Annotated in this window: 25 protein-coding genes, 1 pseudogene and 1 riboswitch; of the genes and pseudogenes, 5 read left to right on the top strand and 21 right to left on the bottom strand. The window is 41.6% G+C overall.

Translation table 11 applies throughout. The features are described from left to right. Positions 1-16: 16 nt before the first annotated feature. A complete protein-coding gene (locus JNO66_RS07320) occupies positions 17-880 on the top strand; it encodes a LysR family transcriptional regulator (protein ID WP_203087615.1) in 864 nt (287 codons plus the stop codon). A 65-nt stretch (positions 881-945) separates the two neighbouring features. Then, the gene (locus JNO66_RS07315; RefSeq protein WP_203087614.1) at positions 946-1,464 is read left to right on the top strand and encodes a hypothetical protein; all 519 of its coding nucleotides are present in this window, start codon (positions 946-948) and stop codon (positions 1,462-1,464) included. Between the two features lie 67 nt (positions 1,465-1,531). Here JNO66_RS07315 and JNO66_RS07310 read toward each other — a convergent pair whose 3' ends face one another. The 7 genes from JNO66_RS07310 to JNO66_RS07280 form a co-directional block, all read right to left on the bottom strand. Then, the gene (locus tag JNO66_RS07310) at positions 1,532-1,801 is read right to left on the bottom strand and encodes a hypothetical protein (protein WP_203087613.1); all 270 of its coding nucleotides are present in this window, start codon (positions 1,799-1,801) and stop codon (positions 1,532-1,534) included. A gap of 115 nt (positions 1,802-1,916) precedes the next feature. Further along, on the bottom strand, positions 1,917-3,200 hold the full coding sequence (locus JNO66_RS07305) for a methyl-accepting chemotaxis protein (RefSeq protein WP_203087612.1): 1,284 nt from the start codon (positions 3,198-3,200) through the stop codon (positions 1,917-1,919). Positions 3,201-3,214: 14 nt separating this feature from the next. Continuing rightward, positions 3,215-3,595 (bottom strand): hypothetical protein, encoded by a 381-nt coding sequence (locus tag JNO66_RS07300; protein WP_203087611.1) that lies wholly within the window; start codon positions 3,593-3,595, stop codon positions 3,215-3,217. Next, a complete protein-coding gene (locus JNO66_RS07295) occupies positions 3,570-3,992 on the bottom strand; it encodes a carboxymuconolactone decarboxylase family protein (RefSeq protein ID WP_203087610.1) in 423 nt (140 codons plus the stop codon). The genes JNO66_RS07300 and JNO66_RS07295 overlap by 26 nt, the downstream gene beginning before the upstream one ends. An 18-nt stretch (positions 3,993-4,010) precedes the next feature. Then, complete coding sequence (locus JNO66_RS07290; protein ID WP_203087609.1) at positions 4,011-5,642, bottom strand: thiamine pyrophosphate-binding protein; 1,632 nt, start codon at positions 5,640-5,642, stop codon at positions 4,011-4,013. 152 nt (positions 5,643-5,794) lie between these two features. Then, complete coding sequence (locus JNO66_RS07285; protein ID WP_203087608.1) at positions 5,795-5,944, bottom strand: hypothetical protein; 150 nt, start codon at positions 5,942-5,944, stop codon at positions 5,795-5,797. Between the two features lie 92 nt (positions 5,945-6,036). Beyond that, positions 6,037-6,774, bottom strand: coding sequence for an SDR family NAD(P)-dependent oxidoreductase (locus JNO66_RS07280; RefSeq protein ID WP_203087607.1), 738 nt, complete (start codon positions 6,772-6,774; stop codon positions 6,037-6,039). A 195-nt stretch (positions 6,775-6,969) separates the two neighbouring features. On the opposite strand from JNO66_RS07280, the pseudogene JNO66_RS07275 reads away from it, so the two are divergent. Further along, positions 6,970-7,571: pseudogene (locus JNO66_RS07275) on the top strand (TetR/AcrR family transcriptional regulator). Positions 7,572-7,858: 287 nt separating this feature from the next. On the opposite strand, the gene JNO66_RS07270 reads toward JNO66_RS07275, so the two are convergent. The 8 genes from JNO66_RS07270 to JNO66_RS07235 all read right to left on the bottom strand — a co-directional run bounded on the left by JNO66_RS07270 (position 7,859) and on the right by JNO66_RS07235 (position 17,587). Next, positions 7,859-8,719 carry a sugar phosphate isomerase/epimerase family protein gene (locus JNO66_RS07270; RefSeq protein WP_203087606.1) on the bottom strand — a complete coding sequence of 287 codons (861 nt, stop codon included), beginning with the start codon at positions 8,717-8,719 and terminating at the stop codon, positions 7,859-7,861. Further along, positions 8,716-9,732: a Gfo/Idh/MocA family protein gene (locus JNO66_RS07265; RefSeq protein WP_203087605.1), complete on the bottom strand. Its 1,017-nt coding sequence runs from the start codon at positions 9,730-9,732 to the stop codon at positions 8,716-8,718. Before JNO66_RS07265 ends, JNO66_RS07270 begins: the two co-directional genes overlap by 4 nt. Before the next feature lie 15 nt (positions 9,733-9,747). Next, the gene (locus tag JNO66_RS07260; protein ID WP_203087604.1) at positions 9,748-10,899 is read right to left on the bottom strand and encodes a Gfo/Idh/MocA family protein; all 1,152 of its coding nucleotides are present in this window, start codon (positions 10,897-10,899) and stop codon (positions 9,748-9,750) included. A gap of 36 nt (positions 10,900-10,935) precedes the next feature. Next, a complete protein-coding gene (locus JNO66_RS07255; protein ID WP_203087603.1) occupies positions 10,936-12,546 on the bottom strand; it encodes a response regulator transcription factor in 1,611 nt (536 codons plus the stop codon). Positions 12,547-12,553: 7 nt separating this feature from the next. Further along, positions 12,554-14,347, bottom strand: a complete 1,794-nt coding sequence (locus tag JNO66_RS07250) for a cache domain-containing sensor histidine kinase (RefSeq protein WP_203087602.1) — start codon at positions 14,345-14,347, stop codon at positions 12,554-12,556. 71 nt (positions 14,348-14,418) lie between these two features. Continuing rightward, a complete protein-coding gene (locus JNO66_RS07245) occupies positions 14,419-15,732 on the bottom strand; it encodes an ABC transporter substrate-binding protein (protein ID WP_203087601.1) in 1,314 nt (437 codons plus the stop codon). A gap of 60 nt (positions 15,733-15,792) precedes the next feature. Continuing rightward, on the bottom strand, positions 15,793-16,626 hold the full coding sequence (locus JNO66_RS07240) for a carbohydrate ABC transporter permease (protein WP_203087600.1): 834 nt from the start codon (positions 16,624-16,626) through the stop codon (positions 15,793-15,795). 13 nt (positions 16,627-16,639) lie between these two features. Next, a complete protein-coding gene (locus JNO66_RS07235; protein ID WP_203087599.1) occupies positions 16,640-17,587 on the bottom strand; it encodes a carbohydrate ABC transporter permease in 948 nt (315 codons plus the stop codon). Between the two features lie 359 nt (positions 17,588-17,946). Between JNO66_RS07235 and JNO66_RS07230 the strand changes: the two genes are divergently transcribed. Next, positions 17,947-18,555, top strand: a complete 609-nt coding sequence (locus JNO66_RS07230) for a YesL family protein (protein ID WP_203087598.1) — start codon at positions 17,947-17,949, stop codon at positions 18,553-18,555. A 57-nt stretch (positions 18,556-18,612) separates the two neighbouring features. Here the strand turns inward: JNO66_RS07230 and JNO66_RS07225 are convergent, their stop codons facing one another. The 6 genes from JNO66_RS07225 to JNO66_RS07200 all read right to left on the bottom strand — a co-directional run bounded on the left by JNO66_RS07225 (position 18,613) and on the right by JNO66_RS07200 (position 23,090). Then, positions 18,613-18,966, bottom strand: coding sequence for a hypothetical protein (locus tag JNO66_RS07225; RefSeq protein ID WP_210340811.1), 354 nt, complete (start codon positions 18,964-18,966; stop codon positions 18,613-18,615). Then, positions 18,917-19,723: a virulence RhuM family protein gene (locus JNO66_RS07220; RefSeq protein ID WP_273753214.1), complete on the bottom strand. Its 807-nt coding sequence runs from the start codon at positions 19,721-19,723 to the stop codon at positions 18,917-18,919. Before JNO66_RS07220 ends, JNO66_RS07225 begins: the two co-directional genes overlap by 50 nt. Before the next feature lie 148 nt (positions 19,724-19,871). Then, positions 19,872-20,807, bottom strand: coding sequence for a homocysteine S-methyltransferase (gene mmuM, locus JNO66_RS07215; protein WP_203087596.1), 936 nt, complete (start codon positions 20,805-20,807; stop codon positions 19,872-19,874). Beyond that, on the bottom strand, positions 20,804-21,559 hold the full coding sequence (locus JNO66_RS07210; protein ID WP_203087595.1) for an amino acid ABC transporter ATP-binding protein: 756 nt from the start codon (positions 21,557-21,559) through the stop codon (positions 20,804-20,806). The genes mmuM and JNO66_RS07210 overlap by 4 nt, the downstream gene beginning before the upstream one ends. Next, complete coding sequence (locus JNO66_RS07205; RefSeq protein WP_203087594.1) at positions 21,556-22,278, bottom strand: amino acid ABC transporter permease; 723 nt, start codon at positions 22,276-22,278, stop codon at positions 21,556-21,558. The genes JNO66_RS07210 and JNO66_RS07205 overlap by 4 nt, the downstream gene beginning before the upstream one ends. A gap of 20 nt (positions 22,279-22,298) precedes the next feature. After that, entirely contained in the window at positions 22,299-23,090 is a 792-nt protein-coding gene (locus JNO66_RS07200; RefSeq protein ID WP_203087593.1) for a transporter substrate-binding domain-containing protein, read from the bottom strand. A 91-nt stretch (positions 23,091-23,181) separates the two neighbouring features. Continuing rightward, positions 23,182-23,289, bottom strand: a riboswitch (SAM riboswitch). Between the two features lie 230 nt (positions 23,290-23,519). Here JNO66_RS07200 and JNO66_RS07195 point away from each other — a divergent pair. Continuing rightward, positions 23,520-24,269 carry a spr1630 family ClpXP-sensitive toxin gene (locus JNO66_RS07195; protein ID WP_203087592.1) on the top strand — a complete coding sequence of 250 codons (750 nt, stop codon included), beginning with the start codon at positions 23,520-23,522 and terminating at the stop codon, positions 24,267-24,269. Positions 24,270-24,280 lie beyond the last annotated feature (11 nt).

Below are 24,280 nucleotides of genomic sequence, written 5' to 3'. Positions count from 1 at the left end.
GTAAGGGTGATTTCATTTGGACCTTAAGCAATTACGTTACTTTAAAGAGATTGTTGAGCAAGGAAATATTTCCGCTGCCGCAGAGAAGCTATACATGTCACAGCCTCCACTCAGTCAGCAGCTGCGAGCTCTAGAGAAGGAGCTAGGTACGCTGTTATTTGACCGGAATGGCCGAAAGCTTGAACTCACAGAGGCAGGTCGCTCTCTGTACCAATATGCAGAAGAAATTTTGCAGCTTACAGAAGAGGCAAAGCAACATACGCGGGATGTGGGAGCGGGCTTAAAAGGCATATTGAGCGTGGGCGTTAATACCTTCTCGTCAAGTGAATTATTAGAGGGGCTTCAGCACTTTCACTCGCTTTATCCCAAGGTCCATTTAAAAATTCAGCAAAATGAATCTGGACACTTATGTCAGCTCGTCAAGGAACGAAAACTAGAGCTTGCGTTAATACGGCTACCACTTAACTTAAGTGAATTTGAAGTATTACATATAAAAGATGAACCGTTTTACTTTGTGACGTCGATGGACTCACCACTCGGAGAAACAACCACCTGGGACCAAATTTCGGAGTATCCATTCATGTTACCAAGCACAGAAGGACTAGGAGTCTATTCGCTTATACGTGAACGACTAGCTAAAAGAGGTGTGCACCAGCCAATTGGTGAATGCTCGGACATTCAGCTTTTAAGTCAAATGATCGCAAACAACATGACACATGCTATTGTTCCAGAGGCCTTTGTGAAACAAACTAAGGATGCGAGAATGAAGGCGGCTAGAATTGAAGATAAAGAACCGTTTCTCTCACCGATTGCGCTGATCTGGTTAAAGGGACATACGCTGTCAAAGCCTGCGGAGAGATTGGTGGAGGGACTAAAATAAAAGAAACCAAGCCCCCCTTCCTTCGTATAGTAGGTATAAGAGTTTCGTAAAGGGGCGGTTCTTACTTGGATACCTATTCATTGATTCGAAAAGGCCACGAATTTCTAGTACACGATTCAGAAGGCATTGAACTAGCAGATGTTCGCGTTTTAAAAGCAGATGCATTCGAAAAAGGACATGCATTCATTTACACACGACACTTGGACCAACAATCCATTCTTGTAGGAATCAAAAAAGGACGTCTATTGTTTGCTCAATATGACTATCAAATAGGGGACCAATCCTACTCTCTTCAGGACCATAAAGGAAAATCACTGATCTATTATGCTGTTTCAGGAATAGTAGATGGCAAGACGATATACATAGAGGAAGACTGGGATGGCGGCTTAGAGTTAAAGGTAGAGAAAGAAAAGATTGCTAAACTAAAGCCATATTCTGTGCGAAAAGGAGCAGAAATAACGTTCATATGTGGAAAAGAACAAGATCTCTATCTCCCACTCCTCTCTCTTTTTTACTTCATGTTTCAGATTTATAAGAAAGAAGTAGCATTTGTGGAGGATTTGATTGAAGAGGCGTTGCAGTAACTAAATGCTTGGAACATGCCAGGTGTTAAAGCCTTTTAAACACCTGATATGTTCCGGCATCTTTATACTATAGTAGACGCATAAATAAAAAGAGAAAAATAAATGGAGCAAGATACATTAATACAATTCCTATAATTAAGCATCGTTTAAAGCAGGCAATGACTACAAATAGTGCCCAAAATGGAATCATCCAAAAGAATTCGGGTGCTACGAACGTATCATCCGTATAATTTTCTGCAATGGTACCAGATGCAAAGAAGAGCGCGATGAGTAGCGTTAACAGACCACTGGGCACCGCATTAATTAATGCAATACTAATTCGTTTACCTTTAGTCATCTAAAGCCTCCCTTATCAAAATCATTTAAACACATCTATATTATGCATGAATTAGATAAATATTGAAATAAGTTTTCAAATAAAAACGCCCGGACCGACGTCCAAGCGTTTTTTCTTATTGTGCCAACCTGTTTGTTACACCCGCTAACGTCTCGGCATTGGCTGAGATTTCTTCCATGGATGCACTTAATTCTTCGGTTACGGCTGCTGCGTTTTGGACAGCACCATTTGATTGAACAGCGACAGAGGAGACATCCTTCATCGTGTTCGATACATTTTCCATGCTTTCTGTCAGCTCGCCGATGGAGTCGGATAGATCCTGGATGAATTCATCGACTTCTTGAGCGTTCTCATTAATCGTTTGAAAGACAGTACCAATCTCTTTGTTTAAGTTAATACCCACTTGAACAGAGCTTGCTCCTTGTTGGATCGCCTTAATAGCTTCGTGGCTTCCTTCTCTCATTTCAACGATTAGCTTTTGGACATTTTTGGTTGCTTCGTTCGTTTGCTCGGATAGCTTACGAACCTCGTCGGCTACGATTGAGAAGCCTCGACCGTGCTCTCCTGCTCGTGCTGCTTCAATGGCTGCGTTTAGCGCAAGAAGGTTTGTTTGATCGGAAATGCCTGTAATCAAGGAAAGGATTTTCTCGATTTCAGCGGTTTTTAGACCTAATGCTTCAATGCTTTCCTTAGAAGACGAAACATCCTTACCGATTTGATCCATTTGACTAATGGTCTGCTGGATCGCTGTGTTTCCTTGCTTTGCGTTGGTATATGTTGTGCTTGAAGCTTCGGCTACGAACTGCGTGCTCTCGCTAATTTCTTTTAAGTTAAAGAAGATGAACGAAATGGTTTCGTCAATCGACTTGATTGCATCCACCTGATCATTATTGTTTGTTGCTAGCTCCTGCATCATTTTCGCGATATCCTCTACACCTGCACTTGTTTCACTCGCAGATACTTGTAAAAGGTTCGCTGCCTCAGCTGATTGAGCCTTCCACTCTGCATCTTGTACGGCATCGTCCGTGATCTCCGAAGAAGGACGTTCTGGTGCTTCAGTAGTTGCAGCTATCTCAGCAAACATCTCGACCTGATCGCCATTTGACTTCGTATAAAGCTGATTTAAGAACTGAGCAAGCGCCGTGTTCTCGTTCTCTACAAGAATCGCTTCCCCAGCATGGTAATGTTCTTCTGCTTCGCGTAAAGGTTGGACAAGCTGTTTGATAAAAATAAATGCAGTTGCTAGGACAATAATCCATGTAAGAGCCAGTCCAGACCATAAGAAAACATTTCCTTCTAACCCGCCGCCAAGTATGACGGTGAGTAAAGAGATAACGAGAAGGCCGCTAGCGGCCCCGATCATTGTCCCTTGTAGCTTTTTATACACTCTATTATTCATTATATATAATCCTCCTAGCTAATCTTTGCGTCAGAGATTCCTACAAACTCAAGTGCTTGGTCCATATCTGTGAATGCACGAACGGTATCATACGTTCCAGCCGTTTTTGATAAACGGTTTAATTGCATCTTTAGTGAAGCACTTGGTGTGATTGTTGCGTTCTTCTCGATTTTAGTAGAAAGCCAGCCCATTAGTTCGCCCCAGATGGCACTTACTTCAGGATTTGCGACAGATGTTACATTACGGTTGTCATTCAAGAATTTCTTGATCCCTGGTTTGTCAATTTGACTACGTACAAAGTCAGCTTGATCCTGCGCTTCAGCTGCTGTACTTGCCATTTCTAGATATTTAAAATAAAACACGTCACCTTCAACCTTGTATTCGTACTTTGACATTGTTTATTCCCCCTGTTGTTGTTTGTTTTTCTAAATTCTCTAAGAAGTCTTTAAAAATGTGAACCGCGTGAATTGCTTTTGGAAAGCCGGCATACGCACTGCAATGGTTAATTAACTCTAGAATTTCTTCCTTTGTTACGCCAACACGTAGCGCCGCATTAAAATGGTACGTTAAGCCTCTACCAGCATCTCCTTGGGTGATAAGTGATGATAATGTGATTAATGCACGTTGCTTTAAATCAAGCGCATCATCTAAGTATACATCGCCATATCCGAACTCTACTGCAAGCTTCGCAAGTCTTGGAGAGAATTCATCTACTCCCTTCATTGCCTGAAGACCACGATCTCCACCTAACTGTTCAATCATCTTCCAACCAGCAGCTGCTTTCTCGCTCATCTGATCTCCTCCTCCTTTTTACCTGCCAATCGTTGGCGGCCATTCTTCTTTGTTGACGATGACTTCAATCACAACTGGACCTTCTACCTCTTTTGAGGCTTCGTATGCTTCGGTAATGTCCTCTTCCGTTCTGCAACGGAACCCAGTCGCACACATGGATTCGGCAAACATACTTACATTCATCCCTTGTGTATAACGAGACCCTGCTGAGTATCCAAGGTTATTCTTCATACCCTTGTCGACCATGTCGAGCATCTCATTATTAAAAACGACGAATAGTACATTCGCACCTGCATCAACAGCAGTCCCAATCTCTGTCCCATGCATAAAGAGACATCCATCACCAGTGAAGCAAACAATCGGTTCATTAGGTCTGGCAATTTTTGCGCCGATAGCGAGACCAATTCCATTTCCCATTGCGCCAAAGACATCATCAAAACGGAATGTTCCCGCAACCTGTGTGGTGAAGTGCTTAATCGTATAGAAGGAATGGCTTCCATCATCCCCGTAAACAATGGTTTCAGGTGGCAGTAAATCGCGAAGCACTTGAACAGTTCGCACTGCGGACATCCGACCAGGCTCTTCCTCTACCGGTGCTTCCACATCCTTTTTCTTGTACTCAGTAAGATCAAGAGATGGAACGTCCACATGATTCGCTTGTTTTAACACGTGTGCTAGGTTGGTTCTCGCATCCCCCTGCACTAAGATTGTATCACTTTCAAGCGTTTTTCCGACAAAATCCGCATGCCAGTCAAAATGAATAACCTTTTGTGGCTCACCGCCGGCTGTTAATCCCACGGTTGACATGTCACTTAATTTTGAACCAACAACAACTAAAAGGTCACTCTTCCGGTCCTTCACATACTCAGCAGAAGCCTTTGTTCCACCTAAACCAAGCGCCCCTAGAGATAATGGATGCGTCTCAACAAACGCTCCTTTTCCTCCTGGTGTTGTCATGACAGGAATCTGCCAACGCTCTGCAAGCTGCTGAATTTCCTCGTAGCTTCTTGAAAGATGTGCTCCCTTACCAAGTAGCATCAGTGGTCGCTCTGCAGCGTTTAACGCTTCAATCGCTTGTTCAATGTTACCGGAAATAATGGAATCGCTTGCTGGAACTGCGAACTCAAATGCCTCTAACTCGCTCGTTAAAATATCAAGCGGGATGGATAGATGAACCGGACCTTTTGACCCTGTAAGCAGCTGTTCCTCCGCATGCTGCAAGAGCTGTCTCAGCATATCCTTGTTCTCGACCTTTGCACTAAGCTTTGTGACCGGCTTAAACAATTCAACGAGATCTGTCCCAAACATACTGGAATCCTGACCAAGTGCTTTCCCAGAGGAAGCAAGCGGTGGATGACCTGTAATAAATAACACAGGCGCATGAAACGCAGCAGCCTGAGCCGCAGCTGTAATCATATTTGTCCCACCTGGACCACTCGTACCAATGGCTACACCTAGAGACTGATTCTGCATGGCGTACCCTGTTGCCATGTAGCCAGCACCGCCCTCATGGCGTGCCAGGACGAAATCCAAGCCTTCATTTTCTGCTGCAAGAATGAGCGGAGAGATTGGCTTACCGGGAATACCAAATACCTTGGTGCATCCTTTTTCTTTCATAAACTGAATCAAAATCGATGAAACGTTCGGCATTAGAAACTCCCTTCCTTTTTTAGACCCTAAAAAACTTCCTTCTTTTATATCGGTAAACAGTGAGTATTGTTTTAGGTACAAAGTATTAGTTTTACTAATTTTGTATGTAAAAATGTATGAAAAAAGCAGATCTATCTGAAAATAGATCTGCTTTACTTATCATTTTCTTTATAAAACTGTTTAAGATAGGCTTTTGCCCATTCACACCACTCTAGGTACATCTTTGAGTAACGAATACCATATTCAAGCGTTAAGATTGTACCCGTATCTGACTCTTCCCAATAGTTAGATTCATTTACCAAATTCTTTTACTGCCTTCCAGTTAATTACTGTAAGAACGAGAAAAGCCTAATGGTTCCATTTTAGAATCATTAGGCTCTTTTTCTTTATCTAATTATTGCGCTGTATATCCACCATCAACTGTTAAGCTGTTCCCAGTCATGTATGAAGAATCGTCAGAAGCCATGAACAAGACAGCTTTTGCCATTTCATCTGCTAAACCAAGACGTTTCATTGGAGTTAAACCAGCAAGTGTTTGTTTGTCTGCTTCTGGAATGATCGGTGTATCAATGAAGCCCGGGCAAAGTGAGTTTACACGGATTCCTTTATCTGCGTACTCAAGTGCAAGCGAGCGCGTTAAGTTAATGACGCCACCTTTTGCTGCGTTGTAAGCTGCAGAACCAGGTGATCCAACCCACCCGTACATGGAAGCAGTGTTGACGATCGAACCGCCTCCTGTTTTTAGCATTTCGCGGATTGATTCACGTGCTACTAAGAATACTCCATCTAAGTCGACATTTACTGTGTTGCGCCATTCAGAGTATTCAAGATCATGTGATGGATGTACACGACCAATTCCTGCATTATTGAAAACAACGTCTACTTTACCAAACGTATCAACCGTTTGTTTAAAGACATTTGCTACTTCTTCTTCACTTGTAATGTTTGCTTTTACAAAAAGAGCTTCTGCGTTTTGAGCTTTTAATTCTTCTTCAAACGCTTTACCTTTTTCTTCATTTAAATCAACAAGAACCACTTTGGCTCCTTCTGAAACGAATAATTTTGCCGTCGCTGCGCCAATGCCAGATGCACCGCCGGTAATCACTGCTACTTTATCTTGTAATTTTCCCATCGTAATGCCCCCTAGGCTTTTTCTTTATCTGCATAATCTAGACATGTATAATCAATAGTATCCAATAAAAATGTCTAATTTATGTAACTAAATTGTACTACTTTGTTCACATTAAACAATCAGTAGCTTTTCTTGAAATGTCTACTAGATAGACACATCGATGAGAAGTGTCTAGATTGAAGGAGATTCTTTTTTATGGAACAAGAACACTCGAGTCAACGACAAAATCGAACGAAAACTCATTTCAGACAAGCTTTAATTGATCTTATTAAGGAAATAGGCTATCACCATGTAACAGTCAAAGATATTGTTGATCGGGCGGCCTATAACCGCAGTACATTTTATATTCATTACAAGGATAAAATGGATCTAGCAGATGATTTGCTTAGCACGATGCTCGAGGGGTTAGAGCAATCCGTCGGGAAACCTTTTGTTCAAGGACAAAAAGTATACACCACCCATCTAAAGAACTCTTCCATTCATATTGTTTCCTACATTTACGTCAATCGAGACTTTTTTCGTTAATTAAATATGAGGATACGTTACCTGGATTACATACACGTTTTCCAAAAACATTTTTAAAAATATATCAGGAACAATTTGAATTCGAAACGATAGGCCACGCTCCTGTTAACATGGATTATTTTAAAAAGTACACGGCCTACGGATTTTATGGGCTGCTTAAATACTGGATTCTAGAGGATTTTCAAGAGGATCAGGAGACATTTATTCAAGAAGTGATTGAACTAACAAAGACACATATGTATTCGGTGAAATATGTGGGAAGAACAGAATAGAAGAGAGGCTGAGACATAACTAAAGATCAAATTAAAAATAGCGAATGATTATACGATCGAATCATTCGCCATTCATGTTTTTTGGATTATTTAGTAAGACGAACGGAGGGAGAACCCGAGACTCCCTACGGAACAGAACGCGGTGAAGACACTGTAGCGGCGCTTTTTCCGCGAAAGGGGCTGAGGCCGTTCCCGTGGAAAGCGAGGGATTCTCCTGTAGCGGTTGAAATACTATGTTCGTGTTTTGCCAACCGCATTGATGTTATGTCCCGCTCTCTTTTTTGTATCTAAAACATATGACTATACCCTAACTCTCTCAGGTGCTCTCCAGAAATCTTTAAGCATTCAAACGGGTCTCTTCCATACGTGTCATCCTGTTCGATGAAGAAATGCTCTACCCCTGCATCCAGACCGGCTTCGATGATTGCTTTTAAATCTAAGTTTCCTTCGCCAAGCTCAGCAAATTCAATCAGGTTTGTGAAGCGACCGAAGAACGCTTTCATATCCTTTAACGCCTCTTCACTTACATCTAGCTGGCCGATGCGGTAATCCTTTAAGTGGAGGAGACCAATTCGTCCTTGGTACTGTTTAATTAAGTTAATGGGATTTTCACCTGCTCGTTGAATCCAGTGAACATCGAGCTCAAACCCTAACGTTTTTGTGTTGTTTTTCATTAGGTCGAGTAGATACTCTCCGTTATACTTTTGGAATTCAATATGATGGGTATGATAGTAAAGCTGAATGCCCTCATAAGCTAGTCGTTTGGCTAGCGCCTCAGCACGATCAATAAATGCCATAATTTTCTCTTTATCTCCCATGATATGCACCGGCAGCATGCCAATTCGGAGATACATGCAGTCAAGCTCCTTACAATCGTCTACGATCTTATCAAAGTCATCTGTAAGGTTTTCCATTTGGACTCCCAGTGCCATTGGCTCGACGGGAGCGGAGAGTGCTGCAATCTTGATTGAAAAGTCGGCACTTCCCCTTTTAAGCTCCGCCACGTTTTCCTTTGTCATCGGAATCTGTGAGACCTCCACGGAGCGGTACCCTAGATTTGATAATTCTCTGAGTGTTTCATAGACTCCGTTTTCCTCTGCCTTTTGCTTTAACATCATCATTTGTACGCCAATTTTTGCTTGTGTCATATTGTAATCGATCCCTCCAGGTTTATACGTTTATTTTGTTCCGATGAATCTCGTATGGCTCGGATGAGTTCCATTGAGCTTTGCGCTTTACGGACGTGTATATACTCAGCCGAATCGGTTGCGATACATTGATAGAATTGGTGAATGAGCTTAGCATGACTAGCCCCGTAGTAGAACTTTGTGCCAGCCACCTTTTCATCTTCTACAACAAATTCCTTTTTTCCATCAGCCGATCTTTTAGTTAATATGCTGTCCTTAATCGTACATTCACCTTTTTCAAACGTGACTTGCACCTCAACGGAGTCATTGGTTGCATTGGCATTAGTTGCGAAAAATAGACCAGTCGCTCCACTTTTAAAGGAGAGATGCGCAATCGCTGTGTCTTCCACTTCATGTTTGTTCTCGGTCAAACACTCAATAGACCCTCGAATGGATTGAACGTCTCCACCAAGTAACTGCATCAAATCTAAGGTATGAATGGCTTGATTGATCATCACTCCACCACCTGACTCTTTCATCTTGCCTCGCCATGGCTTTACATCATAGTAGGATGAGGGACGATGCCAGGTAACCAGTCCCTTGATTCCAATGATCCGTCCAAGCTCCCCGCTTTTTACAATCTTTCTTAACTCTTGAACCGTTGCGTTTAAGCGATTTTGCAAGCAAATGCAGACTTTGGCTTCTTTCTGATTCTCCACTAACTCTATTAAGCTCAAGCTACTTTCTGCGTTTGTAGTGATTGGTTTTTCTAAAAAGACATGCACGCCCTTTTTAACGCAGGCTCTTGTTACCTCATCATGAAGATGATGCGGGAGACAAATGTGTACACAGTCTGGCTGCTCTTCTGATAGCAGCTCCATATAATCTGTATAAAAAGGCACGCCCTCTGCCTTGCCTTTTAAAGAGGGATCATGATCACAGACGGCCACAAGACTTGCCAGATCACTTCCTTTAATGGCTGCCAGATGTAGAGCGGAGATGTCGCCAAGTCCGATTACAGCTATTTGTAGCATCAGGGAGGCTCCTTTCTATGAATGCTGCTTTTCTTCTTCCACTTTTTTCGTTAGCTCTCTTAGGTACTGATCTTCATCGATTGGTAGCTCTACCTCTTGACCTAACCAGCTTGATAGATGAATGGCATTGGCTAGGTGCACCCCGTGAATTCCGTCAGTACCCGGAGCCACAAGCGGCGTGCCATCAAGAATGTTAGCTGCGAAGTTCTGTAATACGGCGATATGCTGCTCGCCCCACGCACTAGAGAACTCCAGCACCTCCTCGTCATACATCCCACTTGGTCCCTGGTCCTTCATCATTTCCATTACATCCTGCATGCTCATGCTGGTGCTCATCTCAGGCTCTGGCTGTTTTAATCGCTTAATCGTTACTTTGTTGCTGTTATCAACGATGATCTTTCCCTTATCTCCTAAAATTTCAAAGCGATCAGTCCCAAGTAGGTCATGAGTACACGTGATAAACATTCCGGTTGCTCCGTTTTCATATTCTAGAAGTGCCGTTACCTCATCCTCTACCGCAATATCTCTTTGAAAGCCATATTGAACCTTTGAATAGACCTTCTTTGGCATGCCACAAATCCATTGCATGAGATCCAGCTGATGTGGTGCCTGGTTTACAAGCACGCCTCCGCCTTCTCCTTCCCATGTTGCGCGCCACGCACTTTGATCGTAATAGCCTTGAGGTCTCCACCACGTGGTGATGAGCCAGTTCGTTCGGCGAATGGATCCAATATCTCCTTGATCAATCACCTCTTTTACTTTTTGATAGAGCTCATTCGTTCTTTGATTAAAAAAGATAGCGAATGTCAGCTCCGGCTTTGTTGCTGCGAACTCATTTAATTCCTTTACCTGCTTTGTATAAACTCCAGCTGGCTTTTCTACTAATGGGTGAATGTCTCTCTTTAACGCTTCTATCGCCATGGTTGGATGTAAGTAATGGGGAACCGTTGTGACAACAGCATCCACGTTTCCGCTTTCTAGCATATCGATATAATTTTCATAGAAAGGGATTTCACCTACCATCTCACTAACCGTTGCCGACTTACTCCCATCGATATCACATATAGCACCGATCTCTATATTCGGGACTCTTCCTGATGTAATAAACCCCGCATACGTACTTCCCTGCACACCTAATCCAATAATGCCTATTCTCACTTTTTTCATAAACATCCTCCTCTGCTTTAGTAAGCGCTATCAATTTTAACTACACACATCATCTTTTTTGTACTTATAGGCCTTTGGTGAGACGCCAACATACTTTTTAAAGGTTCGAATGAAATAGCTTTTACTATCAAAGGCCAAATCATAGGAGATCTGCTCCACTGTTTTTGTGCTGTTATCGAGTAGCCCCATCGCCTTTTCCATCTTTAATGTGGTGACATATTCGATAAATGTCTGCCCTGTCTCTTGTTTAAAAAGTCTACTGAAATAACTACTATTTAAATGGAGATGGGTAGAGATCTCCTTTAATGAAATTTTCTTATCAAGATTTGAATAGATGTATCGCTTAGCCTTTGCAATATCCTCATTTTGTGAGGCTGATTCCATTTGGTACACCTGTTCCATGTAGGAATGAAAGATGTCCTTCATTAGCGTTTCAAGGTCTTGAACATTCTCGGCGTCCTGAATTCGATCACTTTTTACTGAGAAGGCGCTTGAACGGTCAAAATGATGTAGGGCATTCAAACTCACCTTTAGGTCTAATGTAAGCATCGTTGCCCAATCCTTAAGTGCCTCTGGTGAATGCTGGTTTATCCTTTCCGTTTGAAACTGCTCAGCAAACCAATTATCCAGCTTGATTGGATCCTTATTTAAAATAGCCGTTTTCACCTGTTCAACATCAGCGGTATAGCTTTTAAAAACAGATCCCTTCTGGTACGTTTTCACCTGAAACTCCTCGATAGATCCGTACTCATAATGAAATCGTTGATCTTGATGATGAAGAAGCTCTTTCATTCTCTCTAGCTCCCCCCTTGGTTCAATGACGGGATGAATCGTACATGTCATGGTTGATTGAAGACAGTTCTGAAGTTTGGCTTGCATCTCTTTAAGCGCATGCTTAATGGTAGCTTGGCTTGTTCGTTCTATTAAGGGGTAAAGAATAAAAAAGCTACGATTCCAATAGATGAGGTGAACCCCTTCTTGCCTCTCTGCTAGAGCCTCTTCCATAATATTTGCTATACAATCTTTTAGTAGCGTTTCGTCCTGGAATCGATCTGCTACCATCTGATGTTGATCAATATTGCAATGAATCACAACGTAATGATCAAAAGGAAAACTCAAACCTAGCTGTTCCTCTGCCTCTACCCGCCAGTCACTGGATCGATTCGTTGACTCTCTCATCACTCTCTTAAAAAACGTAGACTTTAACACTAAGTGATTCTCAGACAAATACTTCCGAATCTTGTTTTTGCTAGTCAGCTCTTGTTTCTGTTGATCCAAATGACTTTTCAGTCTTTGAAGCATGTCGATAATATCTTCTTCATTCATGGTCTCTTTTAAAATGTAATCAAAAGTCTTAAGCTTCAATGCCTGCTGTGCATATTCAAATTCTCCATGACAGGAGATGATGATGTTACAGGAGGAAGCCTTCTCTTCTTTGATTTTTGTGATGAGTTCAATCCCATTCATCCTTGGCATCCCAATGTCCGTCATTAACACATCATACGAGTTTGATTGTAAATATTCGTACGCCTCCACACTATCCGAAAACGCAGCCTTCACTTCAAACCCGTACTGCTCCCAAGGAATCATCTTCTCAAGAAAGGTGGTAACCAGTCGATCATCATCTACTAAAACGATTTGATACATTGTGAATCTACCCCTTTTTAATCGGAATACAAAACAGATAGGATGTCCCGACAGACTCTGTACTACGAATATCCATCTTAAAATGGTCACCATAGATTAGCTTCATGCGTTGGTACACATTTTGAATACCAATGCCGTTAAAGGAATGATGATTACTTGTTTGATGGTCCACTGCCTTTTGAGTGAGCTTCTCTTTAATGTTTTGCATCTCCTCTTCTGACATTCCTCTCCCGTTGTCGGAGATATGAAGGATTAATTGTCCAGGATCGTTTATGTCTGCTTTGATAGTAATGGTTGTTTCCCCATAAGTGTGGCCATGTATGATAGCGTTTTCAACAATAGGTTGAAGGAAAAACCGAGGAACCGAAATATGTGATGCACCATCACTAAGTTCAAGGTCCAGTTTAATTGTGTGTTGATGCCGGAAATTCATTAGTTTGATATAGTGCTGATTGGTCTCAATTTCCTCTTCTAACGTGATGAACGAATTATTTCGGTTCACCGTCATTCTAAGTAAGGAAGATAGGGCATGGATTAAGTCTGCACTCTGTTTGTCTCCATTCAACATCGTTTGCATGCGTATGGTATTTAACGCATTAAACAAAAAGTGCGGGTTAATTTGTGCCTGTAGCATTTCAAGCTCCGCATTTCGTTTCGCATGCTCCTGAATACGTACTTGATCAATCATCTCCTCAACCGTATCAAGCATTTCATTAAAGGATGAGCTCAGCTGAGTGATATCGTTGTTGCCATACATCTTTGCTCGCTGACTTAAGTCTCCCTGCTCTACAGACTTCGTCACAGATTTTAGCTCCATGAGCGGTTTTGTTAGTTCGCGAACGAGAACAATAAGGCCTATCAGAAAAATGAACAACAGCACGCCTTGTGTTGTGATGGTTAGTTTGTTCATTCGATTAATATTACCAATCGTTTCGTTATATGGTACCAAATTCACTAACCGCCAGTCTGAATAGGCAACAGGGCGGGTAACTAAGAAGTACTTTTCTCCATTCCGCTCCACAATCTGTTGCTCATTTGCATTCACCTCATATGGCAACGTTCGAGTAATCATGCTTTGATCAACACTTGAGTACACCGTACCCTCGCCATCTGTTAAAAAGTACTCTGAACCATCATCTGCTTGATAATTCTCAAGTAAGGAGCTGATTTGTTGTTCGCGAATACTAATAATGAGATAGGCATTTCGGCTGTTTACCGAACGCAGATAGCTTCCGAAACTAATTAAAAAGCGATCCTTCCTTTGTCCTGATCTAATATAAGTAGGATGAGCTCCAATCCAGAGCAAGTCATAATAGCTTAATGTATCAAGCTTTTCAAACCAAGGCTCCCTTTTAAAATCCAGAGGATGAAACTCACTTAAGGGGTAATTCATGTAATAAAGATCATTGCTAAATAGAATGGTGACATACTCTGGTGACACCGTATTTGTAATAGGAGACAAATGATTTGCCACCTCAATCAAACTTAATGCAATCTCCTGACTTGCATTTGGTGCATCTGGATCAATTAGTTGATGCTCCCTCATGACTTGATTAAAACTAGAATCAAACTTTACATAATTGGACGTGTACATGACATCATCCAATATTTGTTGAAGACTCATGCCAAGAAGATTTAACGATTGCTTTGATTGGTTCACAGCAAGCTCTTCTAGTGCATCCTCAGTCAAATAATTAGAAACAAAATACGTAAGAACCCAAGGAAATAAGATACATAGAAAGGCAGCAATCATTAATCGACTACGAAAGGATAACTGGTGCAGTCGCTTCAACCAGGTCATCTTGTCACCACCACGATTAATACAAGGAATGTAATGAGAGAGGATCTTCTCTCATTACATCAATTATAGGCTCACTTATTAGAGTCCGCAATATTCTGAATTTGTGTCTCTAGATTCTCAATTGTCGTGTCGATGTCCTGATCCCCAAGGAGATATCGTTCTACTTCCGCTGCATGAGCCGTGTGTACCTCTGTGATATATGGTGCAGGCATATAACTTCTTATAGGCTCTACATCCAACGTATGAATAATTGATTCGAGGTGAAGTGCTTCTGGCTTACGTGTTCCTGCTGCAATCGATTCAACAACTTCATCTATATTGGCATCATTCCATGATGGCATCCAAATTCCTTGTTCAACGATACCTTCTGTTGTTAACCAACGAATAAAGTCATAGGCTTCTTGCTTGTGGTTGGACGACTTAGCAACGGATAGTGCGTCTCCACCTACTGCTGAGTAATTTACTCCTGTCAATTCAAGTTGTGGCCACGGCGCCCAAGCCATTTCAAACTCAGGTGTGAATTGTCCCCACTCGGAAAGCATAAATGACGCAATTGGCACCATACTCGCTTCCTCTGTAAAGAACTGCTGACGGTAATCCATTTGCTGAGAGAGGATCGATGAAAAAGGAACAGAGCTCTTATCTTCGTTTTCTAATGCATAACGCAATTCAAGTGATTCTCTCACTAAAGGATCCTTCATATTTGAATCCCCTGATTCTGTGAGTAACCCATTATCTCCTTCAATCTTACTAAATAGCTTTAAAGAGGATTGGTTATTATGCCAGGTGTGTAAATACGATCCGTAGTGATCATCAGTTGTTAACTGCTTTGCGTAATCACGATAATCATCCCATGTCCATTCAGTCGGAATATCTAGACCCGCCTCATCAAGGTGATCCTTATTTAGTAAAATCATTTGTGATACCTGCTTCATCGGAACACCATAATAGCTCCCATCTATCTCTTGATAGCTATTCGTATATTCTTCATTAATGTCTATACCTTCTTCATCAAAATAAGGATTAAGTGGTTCTAATAGCCCTGCGTTAATGCGAGAGACAAAGTCATTTGGATTACTAAACATGACAATATCTAGGTCTTCTCCTGCTGCCGCCATTAGGTCCAGCTGTTTATAATAATCCTGTGAATTCATATTCTCAACTAAAGGCATAGACTCCACTTTTATTCCTAGATTCTCTGCTTCATACCGTTCAATCAAAGGCTCCCAATTTCCATTTTCCTCATTAATCCAATGAACAAACTTGAGTGTAACATCCTCGTCTCCACTAGAATTACTCCCTGTACTACTTTCCTCCCCAGAACAAGCGGCTACACCTAACGCTAGAACGGATGCCATCCCGAATACAAACCATTTTCTATTCATGTTATCTACTCCCCTTTTTGTGCGTTTTTATAGTGAACCACTAAATGGTTGATGCCTTGTTTAGCCCTTAACGCCTCCAAGTTGTATGCCTTCAATAACCTGCTTCTGTCCGATAATAAAGACAATTAAGAGCGGTATGATGGCTGAAACAGAGGCGGCCATCATTAGCGAATAGATGCTTCCGTGTTCATCCGCAAAGCTCTGCACCCCTAGTTGAATTGTAAAAAGCTCCTTGCTTCGTAAGAAAATAAGTGGATATTGGAAATCGTTCCATGTCCAGATGAATCGTAGAATGGCGTAGGTTGCGATCGCTGGCTTCACTAAAGGAAAGGCAATGGATCTAAAGATGCGGAAGTGACCTGCACCATCCATTCTCGCTGATTCAATAATTTCATTCCCAACTCCTAAGAAGAATTGCCGAAGCATAAAGGTTCCAAAAACACTAAAGCTATTTAATAAAATTAATCCCATATGCGTATCATACAAGCCAAGCGTCCGGTACAGGATGAATTGAGTGACAAGCAAGGTTTGAGGCGGGATCATGAATGTCGCTAATACCAGCATAAAGACTAGGTTTCTACCTTTGAATTCAACCTTTGAAAATCCGTATGCAGCAAGCGCTGAAACGGCGACAGATGTAAGAGTTGTTAGAACTGAAACCTTAATTGAATTCCAATATAATAAGAAGAATGGCATCGTCCCTGTCCAGACCTCACGATAGTTTTCAATCGCATTCCATGTTGTTGGAATCCACTGAATCGGATACGTTAATACTTCTTCCTCTACCTTAAGGGAAGCTGAGATCATCCATAAGAATGGAGTCATGAAGCAGATTCCCAAAATGAACATCAACACTGTAACGAAAATCTTTTTACCATTGATTGGTTTCTTCATTTACTCACCCCTCTTAATAGTTCACCCATTTTTTCTGCCCCTTAAATTGAAGGTACGTAATGATTAAGATAATGACGAAAATGACTAATGAAATCGATGAAGCATAGCCTGCACGTAGGTCCAAGAAGGCTTTTTCATATAAGTAAACCACCGGAACCTTAGTTGAGTTCGCTGGTCCACCACCTGTTAAGACGATGATTAAGTCAAAGATTTTAAAGCTAGAAATAATTCCGGTTACAAATAAGAGAAACGTCGTAGGTGAAACAAGAGGTATCGTTATTTTCTTATATTGATACCAGGCTGATGCTCCGTCGATTTGCGCAGCCTCATACAGCTCCTTTGGAATACTTTGTAGTCCAGCAAGATAGATGATTAAGTTAAACCCAATCCCCGTCCAAATCATGATGAGCATAACCGATGGTAGAGCAAATGAGATATCTGCTATCCATCCTGGTGGGTTATCAATTCCAAGCGTCATCAACAACTGGTTGATCGGCCCTTGAGTGGGATGGAATAACACCCGGAAGACGACAGCAACTGCCACGATACTTGAGATAAAAGGCATGAAGAAGATCACTTTAAAGAAATCCTTAAAGTAAATATATTTGTTAATAATCGTAGCAAGCGTTAATGAGATGAATAACGTAATCGGTATGGCTAACAGAAGTAGAAAGTTATTCCCTAATGACTTAATGAAAAGCGGGTCATTAAACAATGCTACAAAGTTATCGAGTCCTATAAACTCCGCATTCTCATATCCCGCGACAATATTCCAGTTCGTAAAGCTTAACGTTAATGAAGAAAGAATCGGAAAGATAACGAGGATGGATGTCCCAATGAACATTGGACCAATAAAGACCCAACCTGCCACTGCGTCACGCCAACTGTTTAAAGGACTCTTACTCGTTTGTGGTTTTTTTCGTAAGAGCTTTTTTGATTGCGCTTTCATTTCACTGTTCATTCACTTCACCTCTCTAGCTGGGTTAAACCCATCTTACCTTTTTAAAGCGCTTACATAAATGAACGATCTTGACTGTTCTGCGTACAAATTTTACTTTCTTAATTGCCCACAGAATGATGCATACAAGACTTTATTGAACACGCATCAACGTCAGAAACTCAGTATAATCAACGGTTTGATCCTGATAATAAGGTACTTCCGTCAAAAGATTTGTCGACTTTTATCCAGATTGCTCGTCCAAAGAGGTGTAGATTTTTTACTTTTTAGAGATTATCTTTACCTCCCTTGCCTTTAAGTCAAAAATACACATGAAGCATGATATAGTCTATATCAAAATGCTAGATATAGGAGGAAGCTCAATGTACCTCAATGCCATTTCCGGCCCAATTTATACATTCTGTGTTTGGTTCTACCGATTAGCATTCATTAACCTACTCTGGATCCTCTTCACGATCCTGGGACTCGGACTCTTTGGGGTCTTCCCTGCAACCGTGGCATTGCTTGCAACACTCAGGCAGCTCATTAACCAAAATGAAGGATTGATCTTTAAGACTTTTTGGGGCTTTTATAAAGAGGAATTTATTAAAAGCAATGGAGTGGGTCTTTGCATTGTCCTTTTATCCCTTATCCTTATTAGTAACATTCAATTCCTCCAGACAATGAATACCGATCTCTCTCAAGCCTTTTATTTAGCAACCATCATTACAGCCTGCTTCTTTCTATTGGTTGTGTGTTACTTTCTTTCCTTATACGTTGAATTTCAAGCATCGATCAAAACGCATCTAAAAAATGCCTTCCTGCTTGCCATTTATAATCCGGTCGCAAGTCTGACAATGATCTTTGGATTTTTTGCTGTCTATCTCCTCATTACGTTTGTTTCAGGAGTTGGTCTTTTCTTTAGTATGAGTGCGCTGGGGCTAGTGGTGTTGTCGTCTGCGAGGTTAGCTTTTCGGAAGGTTGATGCATAAGAAGAACCCCCTCTATCCAATTATGAAGGAGGGGGTTCTTTAGATATGTACGACTTTCTATGAAGCTTTTTTTACTTCCGTTTCTTGATTCCAGCCCTTTAGCATGAAGATACTCAAAATGAGTGCAACAATCATAAAGCCTACCAACCACCGTAGAATCACCATATAGCCTAAGGCTGCACCTCCAAATCCCATGATGACATTTCCAGCAGGTATGCTTACAAACGTAACCAACCTTCTCAAACTAAACACCCTCACTCTGATGGAGGATGGCGTCATATCCAACCAAGCGTCATCTACAAACATAACAAGCATGATGAACAAAACACCCAACACCACACTGGATGCAATTAAGAAAATGCTACTTTGAACAACCGATTGGCTGGTTCCGCTCCGCTTGATCTTCGGCATAGTCAAGATACATCGTTACAATTCGGTTAAGTTGCTTCATTTCTTTCTCGTCTAAATAGTTCTTAGCAACTCCAATGTCTTGTTTTCGCACTTTATCACCTTTCCAAGACGTTAAACCCATATTTTTCTTTTTAGCATCCACTCTGCTAACAATTAATTCTTGAGCTGTATGACCATGGATGGCAAAGTGTAATTTATTTTGCACGGTAGCAAAGAATTTCTGTGATTGCTCAGCTTTAGAGTCATAATCAACCGCAGTAGCATAGATATCTGTAATCTTTTGATAAAACCTTTTTTCTGACGAACGAATATCTCGAATACGTTCAAATAATTCATCGAAATAATCCTTACCAAAGTTACGCATCTCTTTTAGGCGGTCATCATTCATTGTAAAGCCTTTTACTAAATATTCATTTAATCGTTCTGTTGCCCATTGACGGAATTGCGTACCTCTATGCGAACGAACCCGGTAACCAATAGCAATAATCATCTCGAGATTATAAAAGGATACCTCCCGTTCAACTTCTCGTTTTCCTTCGAATTGAACTATTCGGTTTTTCCGAATAGTTGCCGATTCATTAAGTTCGCCTTCTATGTATATGTTTTTGATATGTTCATTAATGGTATTGACACCTTTTTGGTAAAGTTCTGCTATAGCCTTTTGCGTCATCCAAACCGTTTCGTTTTCTAGTCTTACGTCTATTTTTGTATTGCCTTCTTCTGTCTGATAAATGAGAATATCTGCTTCGCTAGTCACTTGAATCCCCCTCTGATATTAAGAGATTGAACGTTCTACTAATTTCTTCTATTATATCACGAATGTTGCTATTTCCTTATATAGCAAAAAGGACATTGGAACTTCAATGTCCTTTAAAACTATCTTAAATTAGAAGGAATAATGCTCCCTACCCCCGCGCCCACGTACGAATCCCGCGAATATCCTCAGGCGTTGTCCGACAGCAGCCACCAATCACCGTTGCTCCAGCTTCAAACCATCGTTTTGTGTTCACCACAAACGGCTCAGCTGAACCTTCATTACTCCACTGCTTACTCTCTGGATCATACGTTTCTCCCAAATTGGGATACACAATAATCGGCTTCGCTGTGTGCGCTTTTGCCTCAGTAATCAACGATTCTACAAACTGCGGAGCCGTACAGTTAATGCCAACTGCCGCAATTTGTGGCTCTCCTTCAAGCCACCTTGCGCAATCGGCTATTTTTTCTCCGCTATTAATATGTTGCTCGTCCTTTGCGCTAAACGAGAGCCATGCATACACATCAGGAAAGTCCTTTAGAACACGTGCAATGGCTTTGGCCTCTACTAAACAAGGAATCGTCTCACATGCCAGTACATCCGCACCCGCTTCAATCAAGAGTCTGATTCTTTCTCTATGAAATAAAACGAGCTCCTCTTCGCATAATCCATAGTCTCCATGAAATTCAGAGCCATCCGCAAGATAGGCACCGTATGGACCAACAGATGCAGCAACAAGTGGCTTCGGACGACCATGCTGATTCGTCTCAACACGCCAAAACGCATCCCGTGCGTCCACCGCAAGCTCAACCGATTGCTTAATCAACATAGCGGCTTCAAGTTCGCTTAAGCCCCTTCTTCTGTACCCTTTTACAGTGGCCTGATAGCTTGCTGTAATCGCACAGTCAGCACCCGCTTCAAAGTAATCGGTATGAACCTGCTTGATCACTCTCGGCTTCTCGAGTAGGATCTTAGCTGACCACAATGGGTCGTTTAAGTCACAGCCATAGCGTTCGAGCTCTGTTGCCAGGGCCCCGTCTAAAATCATTAAAGGAAAGTCAGTTAAGATCTGTTCAATTGGGTTCATTTTTCTACCTTCCCTCCTTCTTCAAGAAATCGTCCTAAGAATTGTCTTGTTCTTTCCACACGTGGGTTGGTAAAGACCTGTTCCGCCGTACCTTCTTCTACAATTTTACCGTCCTCCATAAAGATGACGCGGTCAGAGATCTCTCTCGCAAACTGAAGCTCATGCGTCACAATAAACATCGTGTTGCCTTCATTCGCTACCTCTTTGATAGTTGCAAGGACCTCGTCCACAAGCTCTGGATCAAGAGAAGAGGTCGGCTCATCAAACAGCATCACCTCAGGATTCATTGCAAGCGCCCGGGCAATTCCAACCCGTTGCTGCTGTCCACCTGATAGCTGAGCAGGAAAGTGGCTTAACCGATTGGCCAGACCAACACGCTCTAAAATATTGATACTTTTTTGCTTCGCTTCATTCTTTTTCAGCTGCTTCACACTCGTTAAGCCAATCATAACGTTGTCGAGCACGGTTAGGTTCTTGAATAGGTTATATTGCTGGAACACCATGCCTGTAGACGTACGCAGTGCTAGAATATCCTTCTTACTAGCGGACTCTACATTCACTCTCTTCCCACTCACTTCAACAAAGCCACTTGTCGGCTCTTCCAGGAAATTCATGCAACGCAGGAGAGTCGATTTGCCTGACCCACTTGGGCCTAAGATCGACACAACCTCACCCTTGTTTACCTGTAGATCAATTCCTTTTAGCACGTGGTGCTTTCCAAAGTACTTATGTAGGTTCTCAAGTCCAATCATGACGCAATCCCTCTTTCATATCTGCGAGCTCGCTTCTCGATGATTACAAGTGCTCTCTCTACAATCAGGCACACGATCCAATAAATAATGGATACCGCAATATAGACCTCAAAAAAGGCTAACCCGCGTGAGCCGAGGATTTTTGCCTGGCCCATAATATCGATGACCCCAATAATAAAGACAAGTGACGTGTCCTTAATGGTTGTGATGAACATATTTCCAAGGTTCGGAATCGCCACAATTAAGGCCTGCGGGAAAATAATCTTCAGCATCATTTGAGTTGGCTTCATCCCAATCGCCTTAGCCGCCTCAAACTGCCCACGATCTACCGACTCAATGGCTGAACGAATGGTCTCAGACAAATACGCCCCTAGATTAAAGGAAAAGGCTAAGAGAGCATACACTTCAGGAGCAATCAGATTCACATCCAGTCCAAGCAGCCACCCTTGTTCCCTCTGCAGGAAGTAGATAACCTTTGGAATCCCGTAAAAAACGAGGTACAGTTGAACGAGAAGCGGTGTTCCTCTGACAAACGAAACATAGACCGAAGAGATCACCCGCAAAACAGGAACCTTATAAATTTTAATCAATGCTGTACCAAGGCCTATTATTAAACTTAAGATGAGCGACCCTACCGCAATACCAAGCGTAATCGGTAGACGCGCCAGAATATAAGGAATGCTTTCAATTAGAAATTGAAGGTCTAGTAAGTTCTCCATGATGTCTCTCCCTCTTCACTCTACTCCGGAATGTATTCCCCACCTGTCCATTTCTTTGAAAGCTTCGCTAATGTCCCGTCTTCCTTCATTTCCTTTAGAATCGGATCAATCAGCTTCTGCAGCTCTTCGCCCTCTTCAGACTTTGCAAAGACAATACCCATATTGTCATTTACTAACGACTGGCCTACAATCTCAACATCGAGATCGTATTTATCAAGTACCGTATCAATCATAATTGGATCATTTACATACGCATCCACTCGACCATTTTGTACGTCCTGCAGGATCTCAGCAGGCGTGCCACTCTCGCTGTACTCTAGTTGAATCGGGTTCTCCGCATCCTCGTTATACTCCTCAAGCAGCAGCGTATACGAATCCCCTGCGAGTGCCCCGACCTTTTTTCCCTCAAGATCCTCAATCGTTTGAATGTCCTCTTGACCCGACTTCACGACAATAACTGTCTCTGCAGCAAAGTATGACTCCTCTGAGAACAAATACTTCTCCTCACGCTCAGGCGTTTTCGCCACCTGATCCGCTACTGCTTGAATTTTATTTGATTCCAAGGCAAGGAACATACTATCCCAAGGCGTCGCCACAAAATCAAAGGCATAGCCGTCTAGACGCTTATCAATCTCCTGAACAACCTCAATATCATAGCCAGTTAACTCATTACTCTCATCCGCAAAGGCGAAAGGCGGATAATCGTTCTGCGTTCCGACTAAGATGACGTCCTCTACATATGCCGTGTTTTCAGTGGAGCACCCACTCGCAAGAACCGTTAAACCTAACAGTGCAATGATTGATTTTTTCATACTTAAACTCTCCCCCTATGTCCATTCACATTGATGCGTATCAAAAAAACAAAAAAAGCCCCTTTCATCAGAAAGAGGCTTTTCATAAAAAAACTTATCTCTCAGAATGAAACATTCTGCAGGAATTAGCACCTTTCATGTCACACATGATGGTTGCCGGACGTCATCGGGCCTGTCCCTCAGTCACTCTGGATAAGATATTCAGTTATATGTATTTCACAATGGTATGAAAGTTTTTAAGTTTTGTCAATTGGGGAAATGGGATCTCATATCATTAAAAATAGTACTGGCACCAACACAACTATAAATTATTTATATATCTAAGCATGAAACTTTAAATAAATGAAGAAAAATCATTTTCAAAAGTCTACTCATCAACTAAAATAGAATAAACACATGCTTTACTAATCTGAATTGGAGTGATGCTTAGTGGATCAATACAAATTTAGTTCAGAACATAGTAAGATGATAGTCGAGGCTATAGTAGAAGGATATCGTGAATATATTGAACACAGAAAAGACCGGAGAGACAATATGATCATTAGTTCTGCTTTTGCTTGGACAAAGGGGAACTTTATAGAGAGTAAATTAGCCGAAGAATGTAGAGATCAAGGATTTACTTATCTAAAATCAAAGGCTGGGTTAACATGGGTTTATCTTCAGTTTGTACACGGAGACTCCAAAAAACTTTTCTTAATCAAAAACGCTGCGTACTTTAATAAAGAAAATTTTTCTCAAGCTAAAGTTCCTACTGATAGTGGTAAAATTGGACGTAAGCGTACGTACCTGCATGAGTTATCCCAAATTAATAAAAATGCAACATTCTCTTCAAGCCATGAAGACACTCAAGTAGCTGAGGTTAACCACTCTGAGCAACTTTCTCTATTTGTTACAGAAAATCAAGTGAAAGATGAATTAGAGCATTCCAAATCATACTATAATGAGTTTCATATTCTCACTTACAGACTTGATGATGCATTTCAAATAGATGAAATCATGCATTATTTACCAAACCCAGCTAATAATATAGCTTATGAAGTAGAAGACCTTTCTCACTATATAGTTGGGGCAGAATTAACAGATGAAGAGCGGAAAGTCGTTGCTCCAGATGCGAGTGAAGACTTACTGGATCCCGCTGCATTCGATATTGGAATATTGGAAGAAGAAGATGAGAAGTAAATAAACCGTAA

Source organism: Alkalicoccobacillus gibsonii, from assembly GCF_016798245.1.
Taxonomy (GTDB): Bacteria; Bacillota; Bacilli; order Bacillales; family Bacillaceae_D; genus Alkalicoccobacillus; species Alkalicoccobacillus gibsonii.
Note: the sequence above shows the minus strand (reverse complement) of the source record. Positions and strands in the feature narration are given on the sequence as shown.

Bases quoted from the DNA above. Each gene is read 5' to 3' on its own strand.
- JNO66_RS07260 (WP_203087604.1), bottom strand. From the start codon at position 10,899: ATGAAAAAAGTGAGAATAGGCATTATTGGATTAGGTGTGCAGGGAAGT.
- JNO66_RS07305 (WP_203087612.1), bottom strand. From the start codon at position 3,200: ATGAATAATAGAGTGTATAAAAAGCTACAAGGGACAATGATCGGGGCC.
- JNO66_RS07250 (WP_203087602.1), bottom strand. From the start codon at position 14,347: ATGACCTGGTTGAAGCGACTGCACCAGTTATCCTTTCGTAGTCGATTA.
- JNO66_RS07245 (WP_203087601.1), bottom strand. From the start codon at position 15,732: ATGAATAGAAAATGGTTTGTATTCGGGATGGCATCCGTTCTAGCGTTA.
- JNO66_RS07230 (WP_203087598.1), top strand. From the start codon at position 17,947: ATGTACCTCAATGCCATTTCCGGCCCAATTTATACATTCTGTGTTTGG.
- JNO66_RS07310 (WP_203087613.1), bottom strand. From the start codon at position 1,801: ATGACTAAAGGTAAACGAATTAGTATTGCATTAATTAATGCGGTGCCC.
- JNO66_RS07295 (WP_203087610.1), bottom strand. From the start codon at position 3,992: ATGAGCGAGAAAGCAGCTGCTGGTTGGAAGATGATTGAACAGTTAGGT.
- JNO66_RS07265 (WP_203087605.1), bottom strand. From the start codon at position 9,732: ATGCTACAAATAGCTGTAATCGGACTTGGCGACATCTCCGCTCTACAT.
- mmuM (WP_203087596.1), bottom strand. From the start codon at position 20,807: ATGAACCCAATTGAACAGATCTTAACTGACTTTCCTTTAATGATTTTA.
- JNO66_RS07290 (WP_203087609.1), bottom strand. From the start codon at position 5,642: ATGCCGAACGTTTCATCGATTTTGATTCAGTTTATGAAAGAAAAAGGA.
- JNO66_RS07200 (WP_203087593.1), bottom strand. From the start codon at position 23,090: ATGAAAAAATCAATCATTGCACTGTTAGGTTTAACGGTTCTTGCGAGT.
- JNO66_RS07240 (WP_203087600.1), bottom strand. From the start codon at position 16,626: ATGAAGAAACCAATCAATGGTAAAAAGATTTTCGTTACAGTGTTGATG.
- JNO66_RS07300 (WP_203087611.1), bottom strand. From the start codon at position 3,595: ATGTCAAAGTACGAATACAAGGTTGAAGGTGACGTGTTTTATTTTAAA.
- JNO66_RS07255 (WP_203087603.1), bottom strand. From the start codon at position 12,546: ATGTATCAAATCGTTTTAGTAGATGATGATCGACTGGTTACCACCTTT.
- JNO66_RS07280 (WP_203087607.1), bottom strand. From the start codon at position 6,774: ATGGGAAAATTACAAGATAAAGTAGCAGTGATTACCGGCGGTGCATCT.
- JNO66_RS07270 (WP_203087606.1), bottom strand. From the start codon at position 8,719: ATGACACAAGCAAAAATTGGCGTACAAATGATGATGTTAAAGCAAAAG.
- JNO66_RS07210 (WP_203087595.1), bottom strand. From the start codon at position 21,559: ATGATTGGACTTGAGAACCTACATAAGTACTTTGGAAAGCACCACGTG.
- JNO66_RS07205 (WP_203087594.1), bottom strand. From the start codon at position 22,278: ATGGAGAACTTACTAGACCTTCAATTTCTAATTGAAAGCATTCCTTAT.
- JNO66_RS07235 (WP_203087599.1), bottom strand. From the start codon at position 17,587: ATGAACAGTGAAATGAAAGCGCAATCAAAAAAGCTCTTACGAAAAAAA.
- JNO66_RS07225 (WP_210340811.1), bottom strand. From the start codon at position 18,966: ATGCCGAAGATCAAGCGGAGCGGAACCAGCCAATCGGTTGTTCAAAGT.